The organism is Mycolicibacterium litorale (genome assembly GCF_010731695.1).
Lineage (GTDB): Bacteria > Actinomycetota > Actinomycetes > Mycobacteriales > Mycobacteriaceae > Mycobacterium > Mycobacterium litorale.
The window spans coordinates 3,855,877-3,875,752 of the sequence record NZ_AP022586.1 but is presented as its reverse complement, the minus strand read 5'-3'; the positions used below and the strand labels follow the sequence as shown (position 1 = coordinate 3,875,752).

Below are 19,876 nucleotides of genomic sequence, written 5' to 3'. Positions count from 1 at the left end.
CCTAGCGGCGGTACCGACAACGCCCGTCGCATCGGTAGTGAGGGCTACAGGCGTCGAAGACTTACCGCCGAAAGCCACCGCGTAGGCCCGCGCGCGACGGCAGGCCGACGCCTTGGCCGCCCTCACCGTGGCGGAGACCGAGAAGCGGTTGGTGCTGGATGGACGACGCCGCTACGCCACGCGACCTTTCACAAAGCCCTCTACCGCCCGGCGGTGCTGCGCGCCAATCGGCTCACGCCGACCGCCAAGCTCGACCCCAACCAGTCGTTTCACTCGCTCCGCCACACATACGCGAGCTTGTGCCTCGCGGCTTGCATCCGGCCCATCGACGTCGCGGAGTTGATGGGGCACCGGACGTGAAGACGACGCTGACCGTGTACGCGCACCTCATCAACACCGACGACCACACGGGCAAACATGGCCGCGCTCGGCGCGCTATCCGCTCCGGCGCAGAAAGCCAACTATGACAACGTAATCCCGATGCACGGGTAGCCAGCAGATCTACCTACACATCCTCGCCGGTGGCGTCCTCATTTTCGGAATCTTCATCGCCGTCGGGGTCACCTTGGCGTTCGATCTCGGCGGTGGAGATTTGCGCAGCCGCTCGGTCGCTCTCTTCTCCAGTGTCAGGTCCTATCACTACGCGAACGTCTCCGCGAGAGTCGAACAAAGCCAATTCGTTTACAGCCGTGAACCAGTGCTGGGTGTTTTCTTGGCGAAGAATTCCATCGATTCGGATGAGATCGCCGGATTTATGCGAGTCAATTGTGTCGTTGTATTCGCTGCCGAGTCGAATCTTGACCGTGGCGGCGTCAACTCCGTCGATGACATCAACGGTGATTACACCGGGGTCTCTTGGTGACTTCCGATCAAGGTTGATGACGTTGCCGATAATGGTGACGCTTCTCGGCGCGCTCAACTTCTGCAGACGACTTTGGGCTGTTTTCAGCGCAGTGACGTGCTTGGATTCGAAGACGACGGTAGTTGACTTCACGCCGCCTTCTCTGGGCACGCGGGGGTTCCAGTCGATAGAGATTTCGGTACCTTCGGCGGTGCCTAGATTCTCGATCATGCCCTTTATCAGATCGATTGATACACCATCTGCGATTGTGTCGTCGAAGACTTCCTCTCGATCTTCATTCAAATACTCGTCCGCGGCGATATGAAGCGTGTTAAGGCTGCTCGTCAGCGTTTCGACAACTTCGCGTCCTGTAATTCCGAGGTGAGCGTCATAAACGCCGCCTCGGTCTGCCGCTGGCAATACGCCGGTAGGCGACAGTGCGGTAATTATGAAGCTGCCGGGGCGTGTCTGCCCCATTCGTAGTTGACCAAGATATTCTTGGGCAATCTTTCGGTGGGATCGGGCGAACTGACGTTGTCGATCCTCGGCCGCCTTAGCTGAGGCCACTAAGGCCTTCCGAAAACCGACGATCTGCCGTTCTGCGGCACGCCATGCAATAGATCCCGAAATCGAGGGAGAATATTTGCGGTTCTCTATCTCATCCGACCCGGGCAACTCGATCTCGAGAAGGATGCTTTCTGGTCGGCGAGGATACACTTTCGATATTTTGTCGAGGACCTCGCGAATCCTCCGCGTGTAATCATCAAACGTAGCGTCGAGGGGAACGACGGCTACTACAGATCTGGCATGGTGGCTTTCGTCTCCGCTGTAAACCCACTGGCGAGAAATCCCGGGGACGCCGCCTTGTTGCTGCCAGCCGATGCTCTGCAGAAGTGCTTCGACCTCTTGCGGCCCAATGCCTTGTAGGTCTCGATCGGGAATCGTCAGAAAGTCCATGGCTTTCCTTGTGAGTTACCGACTATGTGAAGTATCCGACATAACTCATGTGGGTCGAGCCTATTCGAGAATGGGACACGTACTACGGATTCATCCTTGCCCGTAGGCTCTTTGCCGTACAGATTGAGCCAATACATCGAGTGGCGAAGCGCGGTGAAGTTGCTGCTGTTGTATACCCATCGATCAACGTTCTCTGGGCACAGCATCACAAGTAGGAGCTTGGGATGAGAAATGTGAGTTGACGCAAGCTTTCTGAATTGGTCGTTCTTCAGAGTGAATGGAAAGTCGCCAGAATCGCCTGGTTTGGATTGGTGAGTACATTTCAGCTGCACGTCTATCTGGGCGTCGATGATGTATTGATGGTTATACGATGTCAGGGTGACGGTCCAGTCGACTGCTCGCCTATCGGGCCTGGGAGGGGCGAGGTCGCAACCGGCGGCGGCAACAAGTGCGTGCAACGCGCCCTCCTGCAGTAGTTCCTTCGACGCCGTCTCTTCAACGGACCCACGCACGCCATAGAGGGACACCGGCGCGGTTGCTGACATAACCCTCCCCCTGGGGGCGCGCTGGTTTGCAACTTATCGCTGGAGTCTGACACGTACTGCGCGGTCACATGCAAAACGGTCCTCAAGTCGGTACGGGACCGTTACGGGACCGAGCGCCGCTGGCGCCTAGCGCAATAGGGCAAAACCCCTGGTAGACCTGGAGCCGATGACGGGAATCGAACCCGCGTATTCAGCTTGGGAAGCTGATGTTCTGCCATTGAACTACATCGGCCTTACCAGCTGGCGCTGGTGATCACGGAGATTATCACCCGGAGCCGATACTCTCGTCGGGTGCTGCTCTCTGATCGTGACATTCGAGCCGAGATCGACGCCGGACGGCTGGCTCTCGATCCGTTCGACGACAGTCTCGTGCAGCCGTCGAGCATCGACGTTCGCCTCGACACCCTGTTCCGCGTCTTCAACAACACCCGGTACACCCACATCGACCCGGCCAAGCAGCAGGACGAGCTGACCACCCTGGTCGAACCCGACCCCGGCGAGCCGTTCGTGCTTCATCCCGGCGAGTTCGTCCTCGGCTCGACCCTCGAACTGTGCACGCTGCCCGACGACCTCGCCGGCCGGCTGGAGGGCAAGTCCTCGCTCGGGCGGCTCGGCCTGCTCACCCACTCCACCGCCGGGTTCATCGACCCCGGTTTCAGCGGCCACATCACCCTCGAGCTCTCCAATGTCGCCAACCTCCCGATCACGCTGTGGCCGGGCATGAAGATCGGCCAGCTCTGCCTGCTGCGCCTCACGAGCCCGGCCGAGCACCCCTACGGCAGCGCCAAGGTCGGCTCGAAATACCAGGGCCAGCGGGGGCCGACGCCGTCGCGGTCCTACCAGAACTTCATCAAGCTCAGCTGACTCTGCGGCCACGGCGCAGATGTGCGATTAGGCGACGCCGCAGACGCAGAGTCAACCGGGAATGTGAACCGACCCGGGCCCGTTGTCGTTGTCCCGAGTAGGGTTTTCTCATACGGAGACTCGATGCGATCAGCTAACGCCGTTGCCTGTAACGGCCCGGCTGGTCGCGCCGATGAAGTATCTAGTTGTCGGCTCGTGCGGTACCGGCGCGCCGGAACTGAATAATCGATATAGCAAACTTTTGGAGGGCTTGGTGGACATCGTACTTGGTGTCTCGATGACACCGAAGACGGTCCGCATGGTGCTGGTCGAGGGCGAGAAGGCCGACGGTGTGACCGTCGACCACGACGTCTTCGACATCAACGCTGTCGAAGGTTCAGCAACGTCGAGCGCGGCCGATCAGGTCGTCGCCGCGGTGCTCGGGACACAGGAGAGCGCCGCCGCAGGCGGCCACCATCTCAGGTCGATCGGTGTGGCGTGGAGTGATCACGCCGAAGCGGCCGCCCTGCGCGACACGTTGACCGCCCGCGGGATTGAAGACGTCATGTTGGTCTCCGAAGGCCACGCCGCCGCATCGCTGGCCCAGGCGGTCGGCCGCGCCGTCGGCTACGCGTCCACGGCGCTGTTCTTCATCGACCGCGACACCGCGACGCTGTCGGTCGTGCAGACCGACGACGGCTCGGTCACCAAGGTGCTCAGCCGCAGCCTGCACAGCACCGACGCGATGGCTGTCCTCACCGAGATGGCCGCCGCCGTCGACGCGCAGGACTCCCCGCCGCAGGGCATGTTCGTCGTCGGCTCCGGCGTCGACGTCAGCGAGGTCAAGGCGCACCTGGGGCGTCTGCTGTCGTTGCCCATCAACGCCCCCGAAGAGCCCGAACTCGCGCTCGCCCGCGGCGCCGCACTGGCCTCCGCCCACGCCCCCGCCTTCGAGGCCTCCACCGTCGGGCTCGCCTACTCGCAGGATCCCGACGACGGCACCACCGCGGGCAGCGCCTACGCCGCGTTTGGCGCGGCCGCCACGCAGATGGCCCCGGCGAGCGTTCCCGCCGTCGCACCCATGGCCTACGCCGAAGCCGCGACACCGGCTGACGACGTCCGCTCGTCGATCGACGAGGAGAACCGCAAGCCGTTCCTGCTGGTCGGCAGCGCCTTGTCGTCGATCTTCGTGGTGGGCGTGGTGGCCCTGGTCATCTCGCTGGCCGTCAACATCCGGCCCACCGCCGACCAGCGGCCGAGCCCAGCCGAGTCCGCGATCGTGCCCAGCGCGCAGGCGCCCCGGCCGGCGCCCGCGCCGGAGGCCCAACCGGCGGTCGCGCCCCCGCCGCCGCCGGCCGAGACCATCAAGGCCCCGATCCCCGTCGTGCAACAGGCTCCCCAGGCGCCGCGCACCGTGTACGTCGAGAAGGCGCCCGCGCCTGTCCCCGCCGCACCGGCCCCCGCACCCGCGCCTGCCCCCGCGGCGCCCGCTCCCGTCCCGGTGCCCGCCGCGCCGGTTCCGGTGCCCGCACCGGTTCCGGTCGCGCCCGCGCCGGTGTTCCGGCTGCCCGCGCCGGTGATCCAGCTGCCACGCCCGCAGCTGCCGCCGATCTTCCGGCCGCCGAACGACGACGACGACGAGCCCGACCGTCCGTCGTGGCCCAGCCCGTGGAAGCCGCCGTGGCAGCCCAACCCGCAGAAGCCGCCGCAGCAGGAGGAGCCCGACACCAGTTGGCCGCTGCCGCAGCAGCCGACGCGGACGGTCGTCCCGCAGGCACCGTCGGTTCCCGTGGTGCCCCAGGCGCCGCGGCAGCAGACGCCTTACGTGCCATCGGTGCCCCAGGCACCGTCGAATCCGTACTACCCGCCCACGGGTGGAACGGGCGGCACCGGCGGATCGGGCGCGGGGTCGAGTCGTGGTGACTACGGCTCAGGCTCGGGCTCCGGCTCGTACGACGGCGGGGGATCGTCGTCCGGCGGCGAGGACACGCTCTGGCCGTTCCCGTCCTTCGGCGGCGGTCGCTAAGCGTCCACCGGACGTTCGCGTCCTGCTCGTCGGCACGTAGCGGTCCGCTCATCGGACCCGCCTACCAAGGCGGTATGCAATGCGCTGTGTTCGGCACCGGCTACCTGGGCGCCACCCACGCCGCCGGAATGGCCGAATTGGGTCACGAAGTCGTCGGTGTCGACATCGACCCGGGCAAAGTGGCCAAGCTGGCCGCCGGCGACATCCCGTTCTACGAACCCGGTCTGCCCGAGGTGCTCAGCGCGAACCTCGCCGCAGGTCGGTTGTCGTTCACCACCGACTACGACGTGGCCGCCGAGTTCGCCGACGTGCACTTCCTCGGCGTCGGCACCCCGCAGAAAAAGGGTGAGTACGGCGCCGATCTGCGCCACGTACACGCCGTCATCGACATGCTGGTGCCGCGGCTGCGACGCGACGCGGTGATCGTCGGCAAGTCGACGGTGCCCGTCGGCACCGCCGCCGAGCTCGCCGACCGCGCCCGCGCGCTGGCACCGCGCGGGGTGCACGTCGAGGTAGCGTGGAACCCGGAGTTCCTCCGCGAAGGCCTCGCCGTCCACGACACCCTGCACCCCGACCGCATCGTCCTTGGGGTGCAACCGGATTCGCGGCGTGCCGAGCAGGTGGTCCGCGAGCTGTACGCGCCGCTGCTCGACGCGGGCGTGCCGTTCCTGCTCACCGATCTGCAGACGGCGGAACTGGTGAAGGTCTCCGCGAACGCCTTTCTGGCGACCAAGATCTCGTTCATCAACGCCATCTCCGAGGTGTGCGAAGCCGCAGGCGCCGACGTCGGTCTGCTCGCCGACGCGCTCGGCCACGACCCCCGCATCGGCCGGCGCTTCCTCAACGCCGGCCTCGGCTTCGGCGGCGGCTGCCTGCCCAAGGACATCCGGGCCTTCATGGCACGCGCCGGTGAACTCGGCGCCAGCCACGCGCTGACCTTCCTGCGCGAAGTCGACAGCATCAACATGCGGCGCCGCACCCGGATGGTCGAGCTGGCGACCGCGGCGTGCGGCGGGTCGCTGCTGGGTGCGAACGTCGCGGTGCTGGGCGCCGCGTTCAAACCCCAATCCGACGATGTCCGTGACTCACCGGCGCTGAACGTCGCCGGCATGCTGCAACTCAACGGCGCCGCGGTCAGCGTCTACGACCCGAAGGCGATGGACAACTCCCGCCGCGTGTTCCCCACGCTGGCCTACGCGACCTCGGTCACCGAGGCGTGCGAGCACGCCGACGCGGTGCTGGTGCTCACCGAATGGCCCGAGTTCGTCGACCTCGAACCCGCCACCCTGACCGACGTGGTGCGCGCCAAAGTCGTTGTCGACGGCCGCAATTGCCTCGATGCCGCACGGTGGCGGCAGGCCGGCTGGCGGGTGTACGCGCTGGGCCGGCGGCCCGCGGCGTAGCGTCACGGCCGTGCCGGTCTATGCGCTCAACCTGTTCGACGTCGCCGACCGCGACGAATACCTCGCCTACGCCAGGCGGTCGCCCGCCGCGGTGGCCGCACACGGCGGCCGCGTCGTCGCCCTCGGTCAGTTCCGCGAGTCGGTCACCGGGGACATCGAACCGCGGCAGGTGCTGATCCTCGTCGAATGGGAGTCCAAGGAGGCGTTCGACAGCTACCGCGACGACCCCGACCTCGCCGATCTGCATCCGCACCGCGAGAACGGTTCCTCGAAATACATCTGGCATCTGTTCGATCGCTTGGATGATCTGCGGCCCCTCCTTAAGCTCGAGTGATGGTGCTGGACTCCACGCGAGCGACGGTCCGACAGCGGGTCCGGTGGCTGGCGCTGCACGGTTTCGTGCGCACGATGGCGCGGCTCGGCATGCGGCGCGGCGACCCGCAGGCGCGGCTCATCGCCGATCCGACGGTCCGCCAGAACCCCGCCGCCTTCGCCGACGAACACCGCGTCAAAGGCCCGGTCCTGCGTGGGCGGGTCGGGCTGATCACGTTCGACCACGCCGTCGCCAACGAGTTGCTGCGCTCCGATGACTTCCGGGTGTCGTCGCTGGGCGGGGAACTGCCCAAACCGCTGCGCCGGGTGATCGACCGCACCGACACCGGGCTGCTGCATCCGATCGAACCGCCGTCGCTGCTGTCCATCGAGCCGCCCGACCACACCCGCTGCCGCAAGCTGGTGTCCTCGGTGTTCACCACCCGCGCCGTCGCCGCGCTGCGCGACGGGGTCACCGCCACCGCCGAGAAGCTGCTCGACGACCTCGAACGCGACGCGACCGGCTCCGGCGCCGTCGACATCGTGGCGCGGTACTGCTCGCTGCTGCCGGTCTCGGTGATCAGCGACGTGCTCGGGGTCCCCGACGCCGACCGCGCCCAGATCCTGCACTACGGGGAGCTCGGCGCGCCCAGCCTCGACATCGGGTTGAGCTGGCCCCAGTACCTGAGGGTGCACAGCGGGATCGTCGGGTTCAACGCCTGGCTGACCAACCACCTCGAGAACCTGCGTCGCAACCCCGGCGACGATCTGCTCAGCCAGCTGATCTCGGCCACCGAGGACGGGGCGGGCCTCAGTGAACGGGAGCTGCAGGCGACGGCCGGGCTGGTGCTGGCGGCCGGCTTCGAGACCACCGTCAACCTGCTCGGCAACGGCATCAAGATGCTGCTCGACCACCCCGAACAGCTCGCGAAGCTGCGTGAGCGCCCTGAGCTGTGGCCGACCGCCGTCGAGGAGATCCTGCGGCTGGACTCCCCGGTGCAGATGAGCGCGCGGGTGGCCCGCAAGGACGTCGAGGTCGCCGGTATGCCGGTGCGCCGCGGCGAGCTGATCATCATCCACCTCGCCGGCGCCAACCGTGACCCGAAGGTGTTCGACGAACCGCACCGCTTCGACGTCGAACGCGACAACGCCGGTAAGCACCTCTCGTTCTCCGGCGGCAGGCACTTCTGCCTCGGTGCCGCGCTGGCGCGGGCCGAAGGTGAAGTGGGGCTGCGGACGTTCTTCGAGTGGTTCCCCGACGCCCGGCTCGCCGGGGCGGGCAGCCGCCGCGACACCCGGGTGCTGCGCGGGTGGTCGACCTTGCCGATCTCGCTCGGAACGGCGCGTGCCGCGCTAGGTTCGTGACGTGGACTTCCGGGCGGCGCTGCTCGAGCAGACCAACACCTTCGGCGACCTGATCGCGACGGGCGATCCGGAGACGCCCGTGTCGACCTGTGGGGACTGGAAACTCAAACAGCTGTTCCGCCACGTCGGGCGCGGAAACCGGTGGGCCGCGCAGATCGTCGCCGAACGGCGCAACGAACCGCTGGACCCGCGTGAGGTGCGCGACGGTCGACCGCCCGAAGACCAGGCCGGCGCCCTCGAATGGCTGCGCGACGGAGCCCAGCTTCTGATCAACGCCGTCGACGGGGTCGGCTCGGGGACCAAGGTGTGGACGTTCCTCGGCCCCAGGGCGGCCGGGTGGTGGATCCGCCGCCGCGTGCACGAAGTCGCCGTCCACCGCGCGGACGCCGCTTTGGCGCTCGGCGTGCCGTTCGAGCTGCCGCCGGAACTGGCCGCCGACGCCCTCAGCGAGTGGATCGAGCTGGCGGCGGTGCAGGCCGGCCGGCACGGACTGCCCATCGAGCGGGGCCGCTCGCTGCACCTGCACGCCACCGACGAAAGCCTCGGCGGGGTCGGGGAGTGGATGATCACCAGCAGTGAAGAGGGCATCGACTGGACCCATGAGCACGGCAAGGGTGACGTCGCGGTCCGCGGGCCCGTCACCGACCTGCTGCTGGCGGTGACCCGTCGCCGCTCGCTGGCCGACAGCGGCCTCGAGGCCTTCGGGAAGACGGCGATCTGGGACCGGTGGCTGGAGCGCACGCCGTTCTGAGTGGCGTACCTTCACGAACATGACCACATCGGAGATGGCGACGGTGCTCGCCTGGCACGACGCGCTCAATGCCCGTGACCTCGGCACCCTGGTCGAGCTGTCCAGCGACGACATCGAGATCGGCGACGCGCACGGCGCCGCGCAAGGCCATGCGGCGCTGCAGGATTGGGCTCGGGGGCTCGACGTCCAGGTCGAGCCGGGCCGGATCTACGTCCACGACGGCGTGGTGGTCGTCGAACAGCAGATCACTTCGGTCACCGGGGAGACGGGGACCGGGGCGTCGGCGTTCCGGGTGGTCCACGACAAGGTGACCTCGGTCTTCCGGCATCCGGACCTGGCCACCGCACTGGCCGCCACCGACCTCGACGAAGACGACCTGACCGGCTGATGCGGGGAATCATCCTGGCGGGCGGGTCGGGCACCCGGCTGTATCCGATCACGCTCGGGACCAGCAAGCAGTTGCTGCCCGTGTACGACAAACCGCTGATCTACTACCCGCTGTCCACCCTGATCATGGCCGGCATCCGCGACATCCAGGTGATCACCACCGCCGACGACGCCCCGGCGTTTCACCGGTTGCTCGGCGACGGTGCGCAGTTCGGGGTGAACCTCACCTACGCGACACAGGACCAGCCCGACGGGCTCGCGCAGGCCTTCGTCATCGGCGCCGACCACATCGGCACCGACTCGGTGGCATTGGTGTTGGGGGACAACATTTTCTACGGTCCCGGGCTCGGCACCGGGCTGCGCCGTTTCCACGACGTCTCCGGTGGGGCGATCTTCGCCTACTGGGTCGCCAACCCGTCGGCGTATGGGGTGGTGGAGTTCAGCGCCGACGGCACCGCGCTGTCGCTGGAGGAGAAGCCGGCCACCCCGAAGTCGCACTACGCGGTGCCCGGCCTGTACTTCTACGACAACGACGTCATCGAGATCGCCCGCTCGCTGCAGAAGTCGGCGCGCGGGGAGTACGAGATCACCGAGATCAACCAGCGGTACCTGGATCAGGGCAGGCTCAGCGTCGAGGTCCTCGCCCGCGGCACCGCGTGGCTCGACACCGGCACGTTCGACTCGCTGCTCGACGCCAGCGACTACGTCCGCACCATCGAACGTCGTCAGGGGCTGAAGATCTCGGTGCCCGAGGAGGTGGCCTGGCGCGTCGGGTTCATCGACGACGAACAGCTGGCCACCCGCGGGCAGCAGCTGCTCAAATCCGGGTACGGCGGCTATCTGCTGGAGCTGCTCGACCGCTGATCAGGGTAGGCCGGCGAGCACCTTGTCGAGGGTGACCGGCAGGTCGCGCACCCGCACGCCGGTGGCGTTGTAGACCGCGTTCACCACGGCGGCGGCCGCTCCGACGATGCCGATCTCACCGGCGCCACGCGAGCCCATCGGGTTCGCGTACTGGTCGACCTCGTCGAGCCAGATCGCGTCGATGCCGGCCACGTCGGCGTGCGCGCTGATGTGATAGGTCGCGAAATCCTGTGTGACGACATGCCCGAACCGCGGATCGCGGACGCTCTCCTCGTGCAACGCCATCGACAGGCCCATCGTCATCCCGCCGATGAGCTGGGATCGCAGCGTGCGGGCGTTGATCGCGCGGCCGATCGAGAACACGCCGAGCATCCGCGGCACCCGCACCTCGCCGGTGTCCCGGTTGACCCTCGCCTCGACGAAATGCGCACCGAAGGACTGCATCGTGTACTTCTCGGCGTCAGGGTTCTCCGGCGCCTCGGCCTCCGTGGAGGCGCCGATCACCGCCGGATCGCCGTGGTCACTGCGGAATCGGCGTGCGGCGGCCACGATCGCCCGGCCCCACGAGTTGATCCCCGAGGAACCGCCGGCCACCGACGCCTCGGGCAGGTCGGTGTCCCCGATCTGCAACTCGACCGCGGCGACGTCACAGCCCAGGGCGTCGGCGGCGATCTGTGTCAACGTCGTCCATGTGCCGGTGCCGATGTCCGCGGCGCCGATCTGCACCAGGTACCGGCCCTCGGCGGCGTAGGTGATGCGGGCGGTGTTCCCCGGCATCTGCATGGCGGGGTAAGTCGCCGACGCGACGCCCAGGCCGACGTACCAGTCACCCGAAAGCCGTTGCGCGGGCCGTGGATCGCGGTCGGACCAGCCGAACCGTTCGGCGCCCAGCCGCAGGCATTCGACGAGGTGGCGGCCGGACCACGGGTTACCGGTCTCGGGGTCGACGTCGGGATCGTTGCGCACCCGCAGCTCGATCGGATCGACACCGCAGGCCAGCGCCAATTCGTCCATCGCGACTTCCGCGGCGTACGTGCCGGGGCACTCCCCGGGGGCGCGGAACCAGAACGGCACCGGCACGTCGAGTGCGGCCAGCTTGTGCGCGGTGCGCCGGTTCGGCGCCGCGTACATCTTGCGCGACGTCACCGCGGTCTGCTCGGCGAATTCCTTGACCGTGGCGGTCTGTTCGACGACTTCGTGGGCGAGCGCGGTCAACCTGCCGTCCTTCGCCGCGCCGAGGCGGATGCGCTGGATCGTCGGGGTGCGATAACCCACCAGCGAGAACATCTGCTGACGCGTCAGGGCCAGCTTCACCGGGCGGCCACCGCTGCGCTGCGCGGCCAGCAGCACCAGCACGTCGTGGGCGTGCGGTGCGCCCTTCGACCCGAATCCGCCGCCGACGTGCGGGGCGATCACGCGCAGCTGGTCGGGTTCGAGCCCGACGATCGGCGCCAGCGCCTTGCGCGCGGCGTGGACGCCCTGGGTGGAGTCGTACATCGTGACCGTTGGCCGACCGTCGTGTGTCGTCCACACCGCGATACAGGCGTGCGGTTCCATCGGGTTGTTGTGCTCGATCGGTGTGGAGTACGTCTGGTCGACGGTGACCTCGGCGGCCGCCAGCGCGGCGTCCACGTCGCCCTCGTCGGTGTCCGACGGGTAGGACGGGTTGACCTCCTCGGGGGTGTAGAGGCCGGGGTGGTCGACGGTCAGTTCCACGTCGTGCGCCTCCTCGGTGTACATCACCTGGACGAGAGAGGCTGCGTGCCGGGCGATCTCAGCGGTCTCCGCGACGACGCCGCCGATGATCTGACCGCGGAAGTGCACACGGTCGTCCTGCAGGATCGACAGCTCCCCGTCGGAGGCGTCGGCGAGCTTCGGCGCGTCGAACACCGTGAGGATGTCCAGCACGCCGTCGATCTGCCGTGCGGCGTTCACGTCGATGGCTGCGACCTGCCCGCGGGCGACGGTCGACTGGATCGGATGCAGGTACGCCGGATCGTCGACGGGTTGCTCGAAGGCGTACGGCGCGGCGCCGGTGACCTTGGCCCTGCCGTCCAACCGCGTCAGCGGGGCGCCGATGGCCTGCGGGTCGAGGATTGTCATCGGGGTCCCCGTCCGGTCAGCGCGCGCAGTTCGGCGATCAGCGTGCGGCGGGTGAGCGTGACCTTGAACTCGTTGCCGGGTTGCGGTTGGGCGGCCGCGAGTTCGGCGTCGGCCGCGGCGGCGAACGTCTCCTCGGTGGGGGCGGCGCCGGTCAGCACCTCCTCGGCGCTGCGGGCACGCCAGGGCTTGTGCGCGACCCCACCCAAAGCGATTCGCGCCGAGGCGATTTCCTCGCCGCGCAGGGTGATCTCCGCGGCGACCGACACCACCGCGAACGCGAACGACGCCCGGTCGCGGACCTTGCGGTAATCGGACACGGCGTTGTCCGGTGGCGCGGGGAGTTCCACCGCGGTGATCAGCTCGCCGTGGCGAAGGACGGTGTCGCGGTGCGGTTCGTCGCCTGGCAGCCGGTAGAACTCGTCGATCGGGATGCGGCGTTCCCCGTCGCCACCCTCGACGACCACCACGGCGTCGAGGGCGCTCATCGCCACCGCCATGTCCGACGGGTGCACCGCGATGCACTGCGGGGACGCGCCGAGGATTGCGTGGTAGCGCACGTAGCCGCCGATCGCCGAACAGCCGCTGCCCGGGGTGCGCTTGTTGCACGGTGTGGTGACGTCCTGGAAATACACACACCGCGTGCGCTGCAACAGGTTTCCGGCCGTGGTGGCCGAGTTGCGCAGCTGCCCCGACGCCGCCGACAGCAGCGCCCGCGACAGGCCGGGATAGCGGGAACGGATCAGCGGGTGGGCGGCGAGGTCGCTGTTGCGGACGGTGGCGCCGACACGCACCCCGCCGTCGCCGGTGTTCGTGACCTCGTCGAGGGCCAGCCGGCTGACGTCGACGAGCAGGCCGGGTGTGGCGACACCGAGCTTCATGTGGTCGACCAGGTTGGTGCCCCCCGCGAGATAGGCGGCGTCAGGGTGCGCGGTCAGCGTTGCGACGGCATCGGCCGGGCTCTCGGCGAGGTGGTAGTCGAACGTCCTCACTGGACGCTCCTCACTGGGCCGCGGCCCGTTCGATCGCGGCGACGATGTTCGGGTATGCCGCGCACCGACACAGGTTGCCGCTCATGCGTTCCCGGATCTCGTCGTCGGTCAGCTCGGGCGGCGCGTCGAGGTCGTCGCTGACGAAACTCGGTGCGCCCGCCTTGACTTCGTCGAGCATGCCGACCGCCGAGCAGATCTGGCCCGGGGTGCAGTAGCCGCACTGGAACGCGTCCTCGTCGTGGAACGCCTGCGCGACCGGATGCAGATCGTCGCCGTCACCGAGTCCGGCGGCGGTGGTGATGCACGCACCGTCGGCGGCGACGGCGAACGTCAGACAGGTGGTGACCCGGCGACCGTCGCGCAGCACGGTGCACGAACCGCACTGTCCGTGGTCACACCCCTTCTTCGGTGCGGTCACCCCGAGGTGCTCGCGCAGCGCGTCGAGCAGGGTGACGCGGTTGTCGAGGCGCAGCGTCCGCTGTTCGCCGTCGACTTCGAGGGTCACGTCATGATGACCGGTGGGCTGGGTCATGGCGCGGGGGTACCCCCGGCCCTGATCGCGAAACGCGGGGCGTCGCCAGCACCGCCGCGATGCCGGTGGTCAGCGGCACCGACAGCGCCAGCGCGATACCGCCGACGGCCGACCGGGCGATCTCGATGGCCACGCTCTCACTGGTGAGCACATCGACCAGCGAGCGGTTGGCGACGCTGAACAACAGCAGCAGCGGCAACGCGCTGCCGGCGTAGGCCAACACCAGCGTGTACACCGTGCTGGCGATGTGGTCGCGGCCCACCCGCATCGCACCCACGAAGACCGTCCGCCGTGAACTGCCCTGCAGTTCGGCCAGTTCGAACACCGTCGACGCCTGGGTCACCGTCACGTCGTTGAGGACACCGAGCGACCCGATGATGAACCCGGCCAGCAGCAGACCGGTGATCGACACGTTGCCCAGATAGGCGGCGACCTCGTTGTTCTGGTCCTCTGACAGGCCGGTCAGATGCGCGACTTCGATGGCACCCCAGGACAATAAGGCCGCGAGCAGCAGTGAGGTCAGCGTGCCGAGCAGGGCGGCGCTGGTGCGCAGGCTCACCCCGTGCGCGAGGTAGATGACGGCGTAGAGGATCACCGCGGACGCCACCAGCGCAACCGGGACGGCCGACGCCCCGTCGCGTAGCGCGGGCAGCAGGAACACCACCAGCACCGCGAACGCCACCACGATGCCGACCAGGGCGCGCAGGCCGCGCCAGCGCGCCACCGCCACCACGACGACGGCGAATGCGGCGGCCAGCCCGGCCAGCGGCCAGCCGCGCGCGTAGTCGTAGAACGTGTAGCTGGTGGCGCCGCCCTGGTCCACCTGGCGGCTCAGCCGAATGTCGTCCCCGGCGGCGAGCTGAGGCTGACCGGGGCCGCCGCTGAACTCCAGCAGCGTGTTGGCGCCCTTGTTCGGGCCCGAGTCGATGGCGACGAGCACCTGCACACACTGCTGACCGTCGCCGGGTGTCGGCGCCGGGTCGGAGGTGAGGACCTGGCCCGCCGACGGGCTGCCGCACGGGGCCAGGCTGGTGGCGCGCACCTGCCCGGCCTCCGTCGTCACCGCGCCGCCTTCGGCGTTCTGGAACGGCAGCGGGATGTCGGCCTTCTGCTGGCTGGGCCACAGCAGCACCGCACCGATCGACACCACGACGCCGATCGCGATCAGCAGGCCGACCACGATCCTGGCGGCCAGCGGGCCGAGCGGCGACGGACCGCCCAGCGAGTGCGAGTGCGAGTGGGTGTGCGTCACCCGGCCAGGGTAGAGGTCCGGCCCGCGGGCCACTCGCACCCTTCGGCGGCGACGCCGTCCGGCTACTGCCGGTAGCTGACCAGGAAGTTGCCGAGCCGCTCGATGGCGGCGGCCAGGTCACGGGCCCACGGCAGCGTCACGATGCGCAGGTGATCCGGTGTGGGCCAATTGAACCCGGTGCCCTGCACGACCAGGATCTTCTCCTGCAGGAGCAGGTCGAGCACCAACTGTTCGTCGTCGTGGATGTCGTAGACCTCGGGGTCCAGCCGCGGGAACGCGTACAGCGCACCGGCCGGCTTCACGCACGAGACCCCGGGGATGCCGTTGAGCTTCTCCCACGCCACGTCGCGCTGTTCGAGCAGCCGCCCGCCGGGCAGCACCAGATCGTCGATGCTCTGGTGGCCGCCGAGTGCGACCTGAATGGCGTGCTGCGCAGGCACATTCGGGCACAGCCGCATATTGGCCAGCAGACTGATGCCCTCGATGAAGCTGCTGGCATGCTCCTTCGGGCCGGTGATCACCAGCCAACCCGACCGGTAACCCGCCACCCGGTAGGCCTTCGACAGCCCGTTGAACGTCAAGGTGAGCACGTCGGGCGCCACCGACGCCAGCGAGATGTGCTTGGCGTCGTCGTAGAGGATCTTGTCGTAGATCTCGTCGGCCAGCAGCAGCAGCTGGTGCTTGCGCGCCAGTTCGGCGATCTGTTCGAGCGTTTCCCGGCTGTACACAGCGCCGGTGGGGTTGTTCGGATTGATCACCACGATCGCCTTGGTGCGGTCGGTGATCTTCGACTCGATGTCGGCGACGTCGGGATTCCAGCCCTGCGTCTCGTCGCACAGGTAGTGCACCGGGGTGCCACCGGCCAGCGAGGTGCACGCCGTCCACAGCGGATAGTCCGGGGCCGGAATCAGCACCTGGTCGCCGTTGTCCAGCAGCGCCTGCAACGTCATCTGGATCAGCTCGGAGGCGCCGTTGCCGAGGAACACGTCGTCGATGTCGAAGCGGGGGAAGCCGTCGACCAGCTCGTAGCGGGTGAACACCGCGCGGCGGGCGCTCACGATGCCCTTGGAGTCGGAGTAGCCCTGCGCGGTCGGCAGCGCCGCGATCATGTCGCGCATGATCACGTCGGGTGCCTCGAAGCCGAACGGCGCCGGGTTGCCGATGTTGAGCTTGAGGATGCGGTGGCCCTCGGCCTCGAGCCGCGAGGCGTGCTCGTGTACCGGCCCGCGGATCTCGTAGAGGACGTCCTGCAGCTTCGACGACTGCGTGAACGTCCGAGGCCGCTGCTGATGGCCGCCGGCGTGCCAGGTCGCGGGCGTCTGAGGCATGGTCACGTCGTCCATGGTGGCACTGCCGTCCAATCAATTAGAAATTCGCGCGGCTCGCGGCCACCCGCGACGTACGCGTGCGGGTTACCGCTTTCCGGGGCGACGGGCACCCTTGGCGATGCCCAGACCCTTGACCGGCGGCTCGTCGCCGACGATCCGGGCGTCGCCGTTGCCGGAGGCTTTCGGCGCGGCTTCCGGTTCGGGCGTGGCGTCCGGTTCGGCCTCAGGCGCGGGCGCTTCAACCTCGGCCGCAGGCTCCGCTGCGGGCTCCGGCTTGGCCTCGGCCGGCTTCGGCGCGGGGGCGGCCTTCCTCTTCGCACCCGGGCGACGTGCGCCCGCGGCGATACCGAGCCCCTTCACCTCGGGTTCCGGCTTGCTCTCCAGACCCAGATCGGAGTCGGCGGTGTCCGCTGCCTCCGTTCCGGCCTTGGCTTGATCCGGATCGACGTTGGCGGGTTGGACGACCGTGGAGGCGCCCTCGTTCGGCGACGCCTTCGGAGCGGCCTTCTTCGCACCGGGCCGACGCGCGCCCGCGGCGATACCCAGACCCTTGACCTCGGGCTCGGGCTTGGCCTCCGCAGGTGCCTCCGCCGCTTCTGCCTTCGCGGGTTCGGCCTTGGCTTCCGCCGGTGCAGCGGCCGTCTTCTTGGCGCCGGGGCGCTTGGCACCTGCGGCGATGCCGAGACCCTTCGCCGCGGGTGCGGCCGGCGCCTCGGTGGTCTCCGCCGTGGCGGTCTCTGCCTTGGCTTCCGCCGGTGCGGCCGCGGTCTTCTTGGCGCCGGGGCGCTTGGCGCCACCGGCGATGCCGAGGCCCTTGGCAGGCGCTGCCGCGGCAGCGGGCTTGTCGTCGGCGGCCGCGGTCTTCTTCGCGCCCGGCTTCTTCGCACCTCCCGCGAGTCCGAGGCCGGTGACCGGTTTGGTCTCGGTCGCGGTCGACGCCTTGGCGGCCGGGGCTTCCGGCTTTTCGGCCGGCTCTTCGGCCGGTGCCTTCTCCGGAGCGGGTGCGGCCGCAGCAGCCTTGGCGGCGCGCTCCTCGGCCTCCTTGGCGGCGGTGCCCTTCTCCGGCAGCGTCACCGTGCTCGTGTCGAGCGAGCCCAGCAGCAGCTGGGCGACGTCGAGGACCTCGGCCTTCTCCACGTTCCGGGTGGCGGCGACGTCGTCGACACCGTCGGTGATCATCACGCGGCAGAACGGGCAGCCGGTGGCGATCTTCGACACCCCGGTGTCGAGCGCCTCCTCGACCCGCTCCTGGTTGACGCGCTTGCCGATGTGCTCTTCCATCCACATCCGCGCACCGCCCGCGCCGCAGCACAGACCGCGGTCGGCGTGGCGCGGCATCTCGGTGAGCTTCGCGCCGGACGCGCCGATCAGCTCACGCGGCGCCTCGTAGACCTTGTTGTGGCGGCCCAGGTAGCAGGGGTCGTGGTAGGTGATGTCCGCACCGCCGTCGACGGGGGAGACCGGCACCAGCTTCTTGTCGCGGATCAGCCGGTTGAGCAGCTGGGTGTGATGCAGGACGGTGTAGTTGCCGCCGACCTGCGGGTACTCGCGGCCCAGCGTGTTGAAGCAGTGCGGGCAGGTGACGATGACCTTGCGGTCGACTCGCTCCACACCCTCGAACAGGTCGTTGAGGGTTTCGACGTTCTGCGCGGCGAGCTGCTGGAACAGGAACTCGTTGCCCGAGCGGCGTGCCGAGTCGCCGTTGCAGGTCTCACCCTCGCCGAGGACGAGGTACTTGACGCCGGCGATCGCGAGCAGTTCGGCGACGGCCTTGGTGGTCTTCTTCGCGCGGTCCTCGTAGGCGCCGGCGCAGCCCACCCAGAACAGGTACTCGTAACCCTCGAAGGAGTCGACGTCCTTGCCGAAGACCGGCACGTCGAAGTCCACCTCGTCGATCCAGTTGGTGCGGTCCTTGGCGTTCTGACCCCAGGGGTTGCCCTTGGTCTCCAGGTTCTTGAACAGCACACCGAGCTCACCGGGGAACTCGGATTCCATCATCACCTGGTAGCGGCGCATGTCGACGATGTGGTCGATGTGCTCGATGTCCACCGGGCACTGTTCGACGCAGGCGCCGCAGGTGGTGCACGACCACAGCACGTCCGGGTCGATCACGCCACCCTGTTCTTCGGTGCCGACGAGCGGACGGGTGGCCTGCTCGGGGCCCGATCCCATGATCCGCTCGAAGCCGGACTCGGGGACGTGGTCGTGCGAGTGCTTCTCGGAGTCCTTCTCGCCGCGCAGTTCCTCGCCGAGACCACCCTCGGGGGTGTTCTCCAGCGGCGACTCCTTGTCGCCGAGGATGTACGGCGCCTTCGCGAACAGATGGTCGCGCAGGTTCATGATCACGAGCTTGGGCGACAGCGGCTTACCGGTGTTCCACGCCGGGCACTGCGACTGACAGCGACCGCACTCCGTGCAGGTCGTCATGTCGAGGTAGCCCTTCCACGTGAAGTCCTCGATCTTTCCGCGCCCCAGCACCGCGTCCTCGGCGGGATCCTCGAAGTCGATCGGCTCGCCGTTGTACTCCATCGGCAGCAGCGGACCCAGACCGTTGGGCAGCCGCTTGAAGGTGACGTTGATGGGTGCCAGGCCGATGTGCAGGTGCTTGGAGTGCAGCACGATCAGCAGGAAGACCAGCATGACCGCGATGTGCAGCAGCAGCGCGATGGTCTCGACCCACTCGTTGACGTCGTGGCCGAGCGGGCTCAGCACCCAGCCCATGAAGTGCGAGAAGAACGCGCCGTTGCCGTACGGCAGGTTGCCGACGTCGGCGGCGGCGCCGCGGACCAGCGCGTAGGTCCAGATGACGTTGAAGATCATGAACAGGATCAGCCATGCGCCACCGGTGTGGGAGCCGTAGAAGCGCGAGTCGCGGCCGTGCTGTTTGGGCTCCTGCATCACGCGGATGATTGCGAAGGTGATGATGCCGAGCAGCACCGCGACGGCGAAGAAGTCCTGCAGGAAGCCCAGCGCATCCCAGGTGCCGACGATCGGGATGTGGAAATCGTGGTCGAACAGCAGGCCGTAGGCCTCGAGGTACACCGACGCGAGGATGAAGAAGCCCCACATCGTGAAGAAGTGCGCGATGCCGGGGATCGACCAGCGCAGCAGACGCGTCTGTCCGAAGACTTCCTCGAACTGGGTCGTGATGCGCTTGCCGAGGTTGTCCTTGCGGTTGTTGGCCTCGCTGGTGGGCTGGCCCGACCGGATGAGCTTCGTCAGCCACAGCACGCGTTTTGCGGCGAGGGCGATCACGATGCCGGTCATCAGCAACCCGACGATGAGTCGGATGAGAATCTGCGTGTCCACCAGCGGCCTCCCGGTATGAAGTTACTCAACAGTAACTTAGACTAAGTTACCCGTCAGTAACTTAGGCTC

At 68.0% G+C, this 19,876-nt stretch carries 16 protein-coding genes and 1 tRNA gene; 8 read left to right on the top strand and 9 right to left on the bottom strand.

What is annotated here, in order from left to right:
• Window positions 1–505: 505 nt before the first annotated feature.
• The 3 genes from G6N30_RS18450 to G6N30_RS18440 form a co-directional block, all read right to left on the bottom strand.
• Entirely contained in the window at window positions 506–1,798 is a 1,293-nt protein-coding gene (locus G6N30_RS18450; RefSeq protein WP_134057836.1) for a hypothetical protein, read from the bottom strand.
• Complete coding sequence (locus G6N30_RS18445) at window positions 1,786–2,343, bottom strand: DUF4365 domain-containing protein (protein WP_134057834.1); 558 nt, start codon at window positions 2,341–2,343, stop codon at window positions 1,786–1,788. The genes G6N30_RS18450 and G6N30_RS18445 overlap by 13 nt, the downstream gene beginning before the upstream one ends.
• Window positions 2,344–2,501: 158 nt before the next feature.
• A tRNA-Gly gene (locus G6N30_RS18440) sits at window positions 2,502–2,575 on the bottom strand.
• 59 nt (window positions 2,576–2,634) lie between these two features.
• On the opposite strand from G6N30_RS18440, the gene dcd reads away from it, so the two are divergent.
• From dcd to rfbA, 8 genes are all read left to right on the top strand, one after another.
• Window positions 2,635–3,207, top strand: coding sequence for a dCTP deaminase (dcd, locus tag G6N30_RS18435; RefSeq protein WP_134057832.1), 573 nt, complete (start codon window positions 2,635–2,637; stop codon window positions 3,205–3,207).
• Window positions 3,208–3,460: 253 nt separating this feature from the next.
• A complete protein-coding gene (locus G6N30_RS18430; protein ID WP_179965489.1) occupies window positions 3,461–5,212 on the top strand; it encodes a DUF7159 family protein in 1,752 nt (583 codons plus the stop codon).
• 74 nt (window positions 5,213–5,286) lie between these two features.
• Window positions 5,287–6,615 (top strand): UDP-glucose dehydrogenase family protein, encoded by a 1,329-nt coding sequence (locus G6N30_RS18425; protein WP_163687667.1) that lies wholly within the window; start codon window positions 5,287–5,289, stop codon window positions 6,613–6,615.
• A 10-nt stretch (window positions 6,616–6,625) separates the two neighbouring features.
• Window positions 6,626–6,949 (top strand): DUF1330 domain-containing protein, encoded by a 324-nt coding sequence (locus G6N30_RS18420; RefSeq protein WP_134057828.1) that lies wholly within the window; start codon window positions 6,626–6,628, stop codon window positions 6,947–6,949.
• Window positions 6,949–8,292: a cytochrome P450 gene (locus G6N30_RS18415; RefSeq protein ID WP_134057826.1), complete on the top strand. Its 1,344-nt coding sequence runs from the start codon at window positions 6,949–6,951 to the stop codon at window positions 8,290–8,292. Before G6N30_RS18420 ends, G6N30_RS18415 begins: the two co-directional genes overlap by 1 nt.
• Window position 8,293: 1 nt before the next feature.
• Window positions 8,294–9,043: a maleylpyruvate isomerase family mycothiol-dependent enzyme gene (locus G6N30_RS18410; protein ID WP_134057824.1), complete on the top strand. Its 750-nt coding sequence runs from the start codon at window positions 8,294–8,296 to the stop codon at window positions 9,041–9,043.
• A gap of 19 nt (window positions 9,044–9,062) precedes the next feature.
• Window positions 9,063–9,431, top strand: a complete 369-nt coding sequence (locus G6N30_RS18405) for a nuclear transport factor 2 family protein (RefSeq protein WP_134057822.1) — start codon at window positions 9,063–9,065, stop codon at window positions 9,429–9,431.
• The gene (gene rfbA / locus G6N30_RS18400; protein ID WP_134057820.1) at window positions 9,431–10,294 is read left to right on the top strand and encodes a glucose-1-phosphate thymidylyltransferase RfbA; all 864 of its coding nucleotides are present in this window, start codon (window positions 9,431–9,433) and stop codon (window positions 10,292–10,294) included. Before G6N30_RS18405 ends, rfbA begins: the two co-directional genes overlap by 1 nt.
• On the opposite strand, the gene G6N30_RS18395 is transcribed toward rfbA, so the two are convergent.
• From G6N30_RS18395 to G6N30_RS18370, 6 genes are all read right to left on the bottom strand, one after another.
• Window positions 10,295–12,397 (bottom strand): xanthine dehydrogenase family protein molybdopterin-binding subunit, encoded by a 2,103-nt coding sequence (locus tag G6N30_RS18395; RefSeq protein ID WP_134057818.1) that lies wholly within the window; start codon window positions 12,395–12,397, stop codon window positions 10,295–10,297.
• Window positions 12,394–13,386: an FAD binding domain-containing protein gene (locus G6N30_RS18390; protein ID WP_134057816.1), complete on the bottom strand. Its 993-nt coding sequence runs from the start codon at window positions 13,384–13,386 to the stop codon at window positions 12,394–12,396. Before G6N30_RS18390 ends, G6N30_RS18395 begins: the two co-directional genes overlap by 4 nt.
• A 10-nt stretch (window positions 13,387–13,396) precedes the next feature.
• Complete coding sequence (locus G6N30_RS18385) at window positions 13,397–13,918, bottom strand: 2Fe-2S iron-sulfur cluster-binding protein (RefSeq protein WP_134057814.1); 522 nt, start codon at window positions 13,916–13,918, stop codon at window positions 13,397–13,399.
• Complete coding sequence (locus G6N30_RS18380; protein ID WP_134057812.1) at window positions 13,893–15,170, bottom strand: YibE/F family protein; 1,278 nt, start codon at window positions 15,168–15,170, stop codon at window positions 13,893–13,895. Before G6N30_RS18380 ends, G6N30_RS18385 begins: the two co-directional genes overlap by 26 nt.
• Window positions 15,171–15,232: 62 nt before the next feature.
• Window positions 15,233–16,513, bottom strand: coding sequence for a pyridoxal phosphate-dependent aminotransferase (locus tag G6N30_RS18375; RefSeq protein ID WP_134057810.1), 1,281 nt, complete (start codon window positions 16,511–16,513; stop codon window positions 15,233–15,235).
• Between the two features lie 69 nt (window positions 16,514–16,582).
• Window positions 16,583–19,807, bottom strand: coding sequence for a (Fe-S)-binding protein (locus G6N30_RS18370; protein ID WP_163687664.1), 3,225 nt, complete (start codon window positions 19,805–19,807; stop codon window positions 16,583–16,585).
• Between the last annotated feature and the right edge of the window lie 69 nt (window positions 19,808–19,876).

What these genes read in the sequence shown, in the direction of transcription:
- G6N30_RS18385 (WP_134057814.1), bottom strand. Translation starts at nt 13,918, where the DNA reads ATGACCCAGCCCACCGGTCATCATGACGTGACCCTCGAAGTCGACGGC.
- G6N30_RS18450 (WP_134057836.1), bottom strand. Translation starts at nt 1,798, where the DNA reads ATGGACTTTCTGACGATTCCCGATCGAGACCTACAAGGCATTGGGCCG.
- G6N30_RS18425 (WP_163687667.1), top strand. Translation starts at nt 5,287, where the DNA reads ATGCAATGCGCTGTGTTCGGCACCGGCTACCTGGGCGCCACCCACGCC.
- G6N30_RS18375 (WP_134057810.1), bottom strand. Translation starts at nt 16,513, where the DNA reads ATGGACGACGTGACCATGCCTCAGACGCCCGCGACCTGGCACGCCGGC.
- G6N30_RS18395 (WP_134057818.1), bottom strand. Translation starts at nt 12,397, where the DNA reads ATGACAATCCTCGACCCGCAGGCCATCGGCGCCCCGCTGACGCGGTTG.
- G6N30_RS18415 (WP_134057826.1), top strand. Translation starts at nt 6,949, where the DNA reads ATGGTGCTGGACTCCACGCGAGCGACGGTCCGACAGCGGGTCCGGTGG.
- rfbA (WP_134057820.1), top strand. Translation starts at nt 9,431, where the DNA reads ATGCGGGGAATCATCCTGGCGGGCGGGTCGGGCACCCGGCTGTATCCG.
- G6N30_RS18405 (WP_134057822.1), top strand. Translation starts at nt 9,063, where the DNA reads ATGACCACATCGGAGATGGCGACGGTGCTCGCCTGGCACGACGCGCTC.
- G6N30_RS18445 (WP_134057834.1), bottom strand. Translation starts at nt 2,343, where the DNA reads ATGTCAGCAACCGCGCCGGTGTCCCTCTATGGCGTGCGTGGGTCCGTT.